Raw genomic sequence first — 9148 nt, forward strand, 5'->3', positions numbered from 1 at the left:
CGGCCGGTTCTTCAAAACAATTTCCCACGGTCGCCCCTCATCGCCCGTACCAGTATCACGCCGCGGCCGAAATCCCGCCCCATTTTGGGGCACTTCTCTGGGGCGCAGAGCACGAGACTCTAGAACCGTAAAAGCACTCCACTAAGAGCGGCTTGAACAGACTCGTCGCCAACGTGCTGTTCAGGCACAGATTCGCTGGAACGTTTCGCCGGGGTTGGTGTAGCCTCCCGCACCCCCAAATATCGAACTGCTCCCCACCGAGCAGGGAGGCGTAGATGCGCTACGACCGGCTTCTTCCTCGTTTCTTCCTCTTGCTCTGCGTTGCTGTCAGCAGCGCACCTCTCAAGGGTCCTGCCTCAGCATTTGCCGCGGAAGGTCAGACCGATTTTTCCTTCGGCTCGCGTGGAAAGGCGGCGTTGCCGTCGGCGAGTATCTATCCAGCAATTGCGTCCCAAAGCGACGGATCTCTAGTCGTCGCAGCCCAGCAGCCCGGCCGAACGAGCACGGTCGTGCGGTACACGTCCGCAGGTGTTCTTGACCCATCGTTTGGTAGCGCGGGCGCAGTGGTTCTCGATTTGGACGCCGCGCATGTGCAAGCCACTTCGGTATGGTCGATCACCGCTCTCCCGAATGACCATATTCTTATCGCCGGCAACATCGGCAACTACAATTACTTCGATTCCGGCGCCGATATATTTATCGCCCAACTCGATAGCAGCGGCCACCTCGACATGTCCTTCGGTACAGCGGGTATCGCGCGACTAAACGCCGGCTCAACAATTTCATCGGACGAATTCGCTGCATTCCTCTGGCAAAGTGACGGCAGCATCATCGTCGCTGCGTCGGCTCAAGACGCGGCCAACCTCTCGAACAACGATGTGGTCCTCCTGCGCCTTACCGCCGCTGGTCTCTTGGACCCCACATTCGGCGTCAACGGGCGCGTCAAGTTCTCGACCCTAGGTATACCGCAAACCCAGGTCCGTGATATCGCCGTCGACCTCAATTCCAACCTCCTCGTAGCGGGCAGCAAATATAATCCAGGCCTCAACTCTGACGCGATCGTAGTACGTCTCGCCCCTAACGGTACACTCGATGCGAGCTTTGGTGGAACCGGATTTGTCGTCTACGACCTCGCCGCCGGTGACGACGTAGCGACGAGTCTGTTGCCCCTTGCTGATGGAAAGGTGCTCGTCGGCGGCCACGCCTCAGTCGTTGCTAACGGCCGCGTATGGCACTTCATCCTTCTTCGCTACGCCGCGGACGGTACCTTGGACCAGTCATTCGGGACCGCTGGCGTTGTGATGACGCATTTTGTTGCGGCAACGAACAATTCCCCAACGGCCAGCGACCTCCTGAAAAAGCTATTTGTCGATTCCTCCGGTCGCATCGTGGCCGTCGGGGGTACCGAGGTTGGCGGGACGGCCGTAGGGGTTGCCAGATATTCAGCTGATGGCGTTCTCGATACGACTTTCGGCGACGACGGGCTTCTGCGCGTCGCCGGGGACGGCACAATTGTCCAGGGAATAGGTGATGCCGTCATCGACGACCTGGACCGACTGACGCTTGTCGTTGGTCAAGACCTGACGGTACTTGACCTAGACGCCCCTGCGATCCTCTGTGGCCCGCTCCCGGATGTCTGTCGCCTCCCCCTGATTGCGGGAAAGGCCTTACTCTCGTTGACGAAAAACGACAAGAAAGGAAACAAGCTGAGCTGGAAGTGGGCCAAGGGACCGCGCACGCTCGCCGCGGAATACGGAAGCCCCGACAGCAGCACTGAGTATGACCTCTGCATCTACGACGCGAACGGCCTCATCGCGACGATGCGGGTTCCACCGGGCGGGATGTGCGACAAGGGAAAACCTTGCTGGGCAGACCTCAAAGGCAAAGGTTTCAAGTACAAAGACAAGGCGGGGTGGCCGCACGGTATTGTTCAGCTGCAATTGAAGGAAGGCCTGGCAGACGGCAAACCCAAGATTCAAGCGAAAGGTCAGGGCCGCGGCCTTCCATTCCCGGACCTATCGGCTCTTGTCGCCCCGCTGACGGTTCAGTTGAAGCAGAACAACAGCGCAACATGTTGGAGCGCCCTCTATCGCTCGTACAAAAGCAATGGAACGCAGCTGAAAGCGAAGGCCGATAACACTGGTCCGACGCCAATTCCTACGAGCACGCTGGCCCAGCCGACCCCCACAAGCACCCCCGGAACGAATCTCTGCGGCAACGGCACGGCCAATTCGGGAGAAGTTTGCGACGGTGGCGACCTTCGAGGACAGACGTGCGCCACTCTGGGCTTCACCGGCGGGACGTTGGCATGCCTCACCTCGTGTGCGGGCTATGACAGCCGTGGCTGCGCCCTGCCCGCGAGCTTGCCCCCCGACCCGGCACTTGTCGCGCCACCACTCGACCAATCGGTGGCTACCAACGTTGGGACGGCTACCGAATTTCTCTACGATGGACCAGACCGCGTCCAGTATGGAGTAACCGACGTTGTCATTGTGCCCAAACGGGCCGCGGTTGTTCGCGGACGCGTAATTGACCGCTCAGGTGCTCCGCTCCCCGGTGTGCGCGTGAGTGTCCGTGACCATCTTGAGTTCGGAATCACTGTGAGCCGCGCTGATGGCGGCTATGATTTGGTCGTAAACGGGGGTGGGTTTCTCAATCTCGACTTCACGAAAACAGGGGTGCTTCCGGCACAGCGGCGCGTAGACGTGCCTTGGCAGGACTTTGTAACAATCGATGATGTCGCACTTGTGGCTCGGGATCCAGACGTAACTGCAATCGACCTGACCGCTGCGGTGCCAATGCAGATCGCGCAAGGCAGCGCCCAAAGCGACAGCGCGGGTACCCGGCGTGCGACAATCATGATTCCCCAAGGGACCACGGCAGCGTTGGTCTTGCCCGATGGTAGCACGCAGCCAGTCAACATCCTGCACCTGCGGCTTACTGAGTACACGGTTGGGCCAAATGGTCCTGCCGCGATGCCAGGAACGCTCCCGCCCATGAGCGCCTATACGTACGCCGTCGAGATTTCCGCGGACGAAGCCATCGCGAAGGTAGCCGGCAAGGACGTTGTGTTGAGTCAGCCCGTTCCCGTCTACGTCGATAACTTCCTTGGCTTCGCAGTTGGAGAGGCCGTCCCGTACGGCTACTACGATAACGATCGAGGTCTCTGGATCGGAGTGCCTAACGGCGTGGTCATCGCGATTCTCGGAGTCACCGGCGGGTTAGCTGACCTCGATTCCGACGGCGATGGACTCGCGGACTCAGCAGCCACACTCGCGACACTTGGTATCACCGATTCAGAACGGGCGGCGTTGGCCACGCGGTTTGCTCCGGGGCAGACATTCTGGCGGGTAAGGACCTCCCATTTGAGCACGCACGACTGCAATTGGTCGGTCGCCATCCCGAATTGCGACCCACCCGGAAAATGCCCCAGTCCGAAAACGGCAGCTCCGATATCGAAGAACCCAAAGACCAATACTCCCTGCGCCAACGGTTCTATCATCGAGTGCCAAAATCAGATTCTCCGCGAACGGGTGCCACTTGTTGGGTCCGATATGACCCTCAACTACGGTACCGATCGTGTGCCTGGATCGCTGCCTGAGATTGACATCGAGCTCACCAACGACGATGTCCCAGAACTGCTCAAGCGCGTGGAACTCACCGTTGACGTCGCGGGTCAAAAGCAGCGCACTACCTTCCCTGCGGCGGCAAATCAGCGAGACAGCTTCACGTGGGACCGCCGGGATGCTTATGGACGGTATGCGCAAGGATGGCAACCAATCAACGTTGAAGTAGCCTACGTCTATGACGCTTGGTACTGCCGTGCCGCTCAGTTTGGATTTCCATGTTACCAGCTCGGCTCAAGCGTACCGGCGCGCGAGGAACTCCGGCGAGTCCAGCGGCGATCCGTTATTGAGGGCTCACAGTGGGATGCTCGTGGCCTTGGTCTCGGCGGCTGGACCTTGAGCGTGCATCACGCCTACGACCCGGGCGGGAAGATCTTGTACGAAGGGAATGGCAAACGCCGGGCCGCGACCGATGCAAACGGCGTGGTACGTCGCGCGGTTGGGTGTCGAACGTGCAATGCAACTCAAGACGGGCTGCCCGCTCTTGACACCGCGCTAGGGTTCAGCGGCTCAACTGTTGAGAGAGCGGACGGCAGCCTGGATGTCGCCATCACCAATACGTTCAACAGCGCGGTTCAGGCCCGTGTTCGGTCACTGGGTCCGGATGGAACCGTTCGAACCATCGCAGGTGGCAATGGGTTCGGCCATAGCGGCGACGGCGGCCCGGCGACCCAAGCGCAGATTCTCTTGCCTCGTGATATCTCCCGTGGTCCGGATGGCAGTCTCTACATCCTAGAGGGCGAGCCTTCGCTACCCTTTGCCAGCCAAAAGTATTACGTTCGAAAGGTTGCCCCGGATGGAACGATCTCCACGTTTGCTGGCACGGGAGACCAGGGCTACTCAGGCGACGGCGGACCGGCGACTGCGGCAACATTCCGCTTCAGCGACACTGATGGCCTCTTCGGGGGCGGCATTGCGGTCGGCCCGGATGGCGCCCTCTACGTTGCTGACATCGGCAACTATCGCATACGGCGTGTAGGCCTCGACGGAATTATCGACACGGTTGTGGGTACTGGGGTTCCCGGTGTCGACGGCGAAGGAGGATTGGCCACCCAGGCGCAGCTAAGTGGTCCCTCCGATGTCAGCTTCGGCCCTGACGGAAGCATGTATATTACTGACATCAATTTCATTTTCGCGGAGCCGTTCTATGTTGGGCCTGCTCGCGTCCTGCGCGTTACCCCAGACGGCCAACTGACGCGAGTAGCAGGGAGCGCCACAAGCTATGACTACGGCGGGGTCGGCGATGGCGGCCAGGCAACCCAAGCCAAACTCGCGCAGCCGGTCGGTGTGGACGTTGCGCGAGATGGCACGCTGTTCATCGCTGACTTTGACGACCAACGTGTGCGCGTCGTTTCGACCGACGGCGTCATCCGCACCCTCATTGGAAAGACCGAGAACGGCGACCCTGAGGAAGGGCAACCAGCCAGTCAAGCTGCTATCGACGTCGGATATCGCGCGCTTCCTGCCAACAACGGCGGCGTCTACATTTCAAAAGGCTTCGCGACCGGGGTCGACCAGGTCGCATCGATGTATGCCGGGTTCTCGGGCAGTGATATTGCGATCGCTTCGGAGGATGGAACGCAGCTCTTTCAGTTTAATGCGAGCGGCCGCCATCTCCGCACGTACAACACCTATACGGGCGCTGTCCTCTATGAATTCAGCTACGACAGTGCAGGAAGGCTCACACAGATTCGGGACGGCGACGGCAATGTCACCGAGATCGAGCACGACAGCAGTGGTAACCCCGCCGCCATCGTGGCGCCGTTCGGCCAACGTACGGCGCTTTCGGTTGACTCGAACGGCTTCCTCCAGAGCATCACGAATCCCGCGAGTGAGGAATACCGCTTCACCTACGACAGCAATGGGCTTCTCGAGCGAATGCGCAATCCCCGCTCGTACGAAACCCTATACTCCTATGACAGTCGCGGCCGACTGAACGGTGTTTTTGATGCGGCTGGCGGAACCCAGGGCTACAGCAGAAGCGACTTTTTGAGCGGCGACAATCTTCTTGGCTACCAAGTTGAAAGAGTCACCGGCCTCGGTCGCGCGACAACGTATCGGATAGATACTCAAGCTAGCGGCCCGCTCGCCAGACCCAACCTTGAATACCTTGCGACAACCACCGAGCCCGACGGTACGGCCCGCCGGGTATGGCGAAGAACCGACGGCGTTGTTGAAGAAACGGCAGCAAACGGCACTACGAGTATCTCCGTGCTGAGTCCTGACCCGCGTTTCGGAATGCAGGCTCCGGTTGCCGGGAGCTTCTGGGTGAACCTCCCGAGCGGCAACGGCATGCAGACTCTCGGTACACGCTCCGCCATTCTTGCCGACCCGACGAACCCCCTCAGTCTTCAGACCCTCACCGAGGACACAGACGTCAACGGCGATGTCTTCAGCACGACCTACGATGCCGCAACACGGACATTTAGGAGCACATCTCCGGAAGGGCGTGAGCGCATCTTAACCGTTGACGACCAGGGCCGCGTGACTAGTAGTCAGCTGGGTAATTTGCTTCCCGTCCACATGACCTATGACCCTCGCGGGCGCCTCATTACGGTCTCTCAGGGGGCCGGAGCGGACGAGCGCCGGACAGCGTTCTCCTATAACGCGATGGGATTGCTCGCCGCCACAGCTGATGCCATGAACCGCATAAATACCTTTGAATATGACGCGGCGGGGCGCGTGACCGTGCAAACGCGGCCAGACGGCGAAGAGATTCTCTTCAGCTATGATAGCAATGGGAACCTGAGCAGTGTCACGCCCCCTGGGCGACCCTCCCACACGTTCAACTACACGGCTGCTGACCTGCAAGCGCAGTACGCGCCTCCTGATATCGGCAATGCATCCACCAATACGGACTACACCTACAACGGCGACCGTCAGATCGCGCTCATCACCAGGCCGGACGGCCAAACCATCAACTACGGCTATGACGGAGGCGGGCGTATAGCAACCATTAGCGCTCCCCATGGCACGACCACCTTCACGTACCATCCGACCAGTGGACAGGTATCGAGCATCGCCGCACCGGGTGCGCCAGAGGGGCTCGCCTATAGCTATGATGGACCTCTCCTTAGATCGACCACTTGGAGCGGAACCGTGACTGGCTCTGTCGAGCGTACGTACGACGACTTTTTCAGAACGAGCCGGATCACGGTCAACGGAACTGACCCAGTCCTTTATAGCTATGACAGCGACGGGCTCGTTGTGCAGGCGGGTGCGATGAGTGTCACGCGCGATCCCATGAGTGGCTTGATTACAGCGACCACCCTCGGCAATCTCATTGACACGTACGAATACAACGGTTTTGGCGAGATGACCCACCATTTGGCGCGCTTCAACTCAACGTTCCTCTACGAAATTCTCCTCACACGTGACCGGCTCGGACGCGTTGCAACGAAAGACGAAACGATTGAAGGCACCAACCACGTTTACGAATACAGCTATGACGAGGCGGGGCGGCTGTTCGAAGTCGCCACCGACGGTGTAACGACGAGCCAGTATACGTACGATGTCAATGGGAACCGTCTAACCGCCCCAGGACTCTCGGCCACTCCCGCTTACGATGACCAGGACCGGGTTTCCTCCTATGGCGATGAGACCTTCACGTACACAGCGAGCGGAGAGCTTCTCGCCACAACGAACGCGACTGGCACCACAGCGTTCGGCTACGATGTTTTTGGGACGTTGCGATCGGTTGACCCGCCGGGATCGGCAACCGACATATCATATGCGATCGACCCAGTGGGTCGCCGAGTAGGACGTCAGCAGAACGGGACTCTCCTTCAGGGTCTTCTCTATCACGACCAGCTTCGGCCGGTGGCTGAACTTGATGCCTCCAGCATTGTCCGCAGCCGGTTCGTGTTCGCGTCCGCCACAAACGTACCAGACTATATGCTAATGGCCGGAGACACCTACCGCATTATTACCGATCACCTTGGAAGTCCACGACTTGTCGTAGACGTGGCGACCGGTGGCGTTCTGCAGCGTATGCGCCATGATGACTGGGGCCGACTTGTGGCGAGCACAGGTGCAGGGAGCCACCCATTTGGCTTCGCAGGTGGCCTCTCTGACCCAGATACCTCTTTGATTCGTTTTGGTGCCAGGGACTATGACCCGAATACTGGGCGTTGGATGAGTAAGGACCCACTCGGGTTCAATGCCGGCACTAACCTTTACTCATATGTAGACAATTTGCCTCAGAACTCAACCGACCCGACCGGTGAGTGTCCGTGGTGCGTCGCTGTGGTGGCGATAGCGTATGGTATTTTGGGGCATCCGACCCCGCTAGAGGAGTCGTACAGCGACGCTCAATGGATAGGCGACGCTGCGCCGGGCGTGGCGGCGATTACGGCTGCTGGGGATTTATGGGATAGATGGGGGGATAGTGGCGACTGTCCTGTTCCTGAAACGCGGCCACCCGGATGGACTCCGGAGTGGGAATATAAGAAGCCGGAATATCCAGTATCGGACAAGCGCAATACCCCGCGTTTTTTTGACCCGACTGGTGGTGAGTGGCGTCGGCACGAAGAAGACAAGTGGCATCCTGAAGCGCATTGGGATTATAATCCATGGGACACGTGGAATAGCTCGTGGCAAAACGTGGGTGATGACGGTAATGTCATTCCGAAGCGCCCCAAATAGGGGGTTCTGCAAGTAGTGCGTGTGTGTGGGAGAAAGCGATGCTGGCGGATGTATATGACGGTGCGTATGGGATGACGCTTCGGTTGGCGTGTGAAGGGGCCGCAGACTTGGAGGAGCTGCGACTCACTATTGAGGGGCTAGGTCGACAACGGCAGGCGGTTATCCCTCCAGCAGGTGGTCCTATTCCATCGAGTGGGGTGACCCTGAAATGTCTTGTCGGGGGTGCTCCGAGGCTTGTGCGGGAGGGTTCTCAGGCATGGGCCCTGGAAGCCAAACCGGAGTTCTGGTCTAGTCTGCTCGTAATGATAGATGCCTTACGAGAGCATGGCGGGCCGGCACACCAGTACGCCCATCTGCCCGGAAATTCTATTATAGAGGTTGCTCTGGGTGAATGAAGCGAACACAGCGTTCTTAGGGAGATGCTTTGTTGAAATCGGGTGATGAAGAAATCCGGCAAAGCTGATGGTGCGCCTCCGTGTACTCTCTCTAGGGCCAGCTAGCGGGGACTATTCAGTAATATCAGGGTAGTTGCCAGAGTGTCATAAAGGACGTTATGATGCATGAATATGTACGAGGAATTACCACAAGCACACTCAGAAATAGGGGTGGGCAAAGGCGATCTTAGTTTAGCGCCCTCAGCTGATCTCGCGGCGCGAGTTGCCGACTTGGTCAGAGACTTTGAGGGGAAACTGGCAGTGCCAGCGGGCCGCTTTGAGGACCTTCGGCATTCTATCGTTGAGCTCGCACGGTTGCACGCTGCGCGCACCGTCCTCGAAGCTGTGACTGCTCGCGAAGCAGCACGAACGGAAAGGCGCAGGCGAGCCGCCTGTGGACCTCGGGTGTTCCGAGAGTGACCCGGAGGTCCGGAGATGCCCGAA

The 9148-nt window shown here is 59.1% G+C and carries 1 protein-coding gene; it reads left to right on the forward strand.

Translation table 11 applies throughout. The features are described from left to right. The first annotated feature begins 275 nt into the window (after window positions 1-275). Complete coding sequence (locus IT293_01735; GenBank protein ID MCC6763358.1) at window positions 276-8270, forward strand: hypothetical protein; 7995 nt, start codon at window positions 276-278, stop codon at window positions 8268-8270. Window positions 8271-9148: the final 878 nt, after the last annotated feature.

Source organism: Deltaproteobacteria bacterium (assembly GCA_020848745.1).
Classification (GTDB): Bacteria; Desulfobacterota; Binatia; order UTPRO1; family UTPRO1; genus UTPRO1.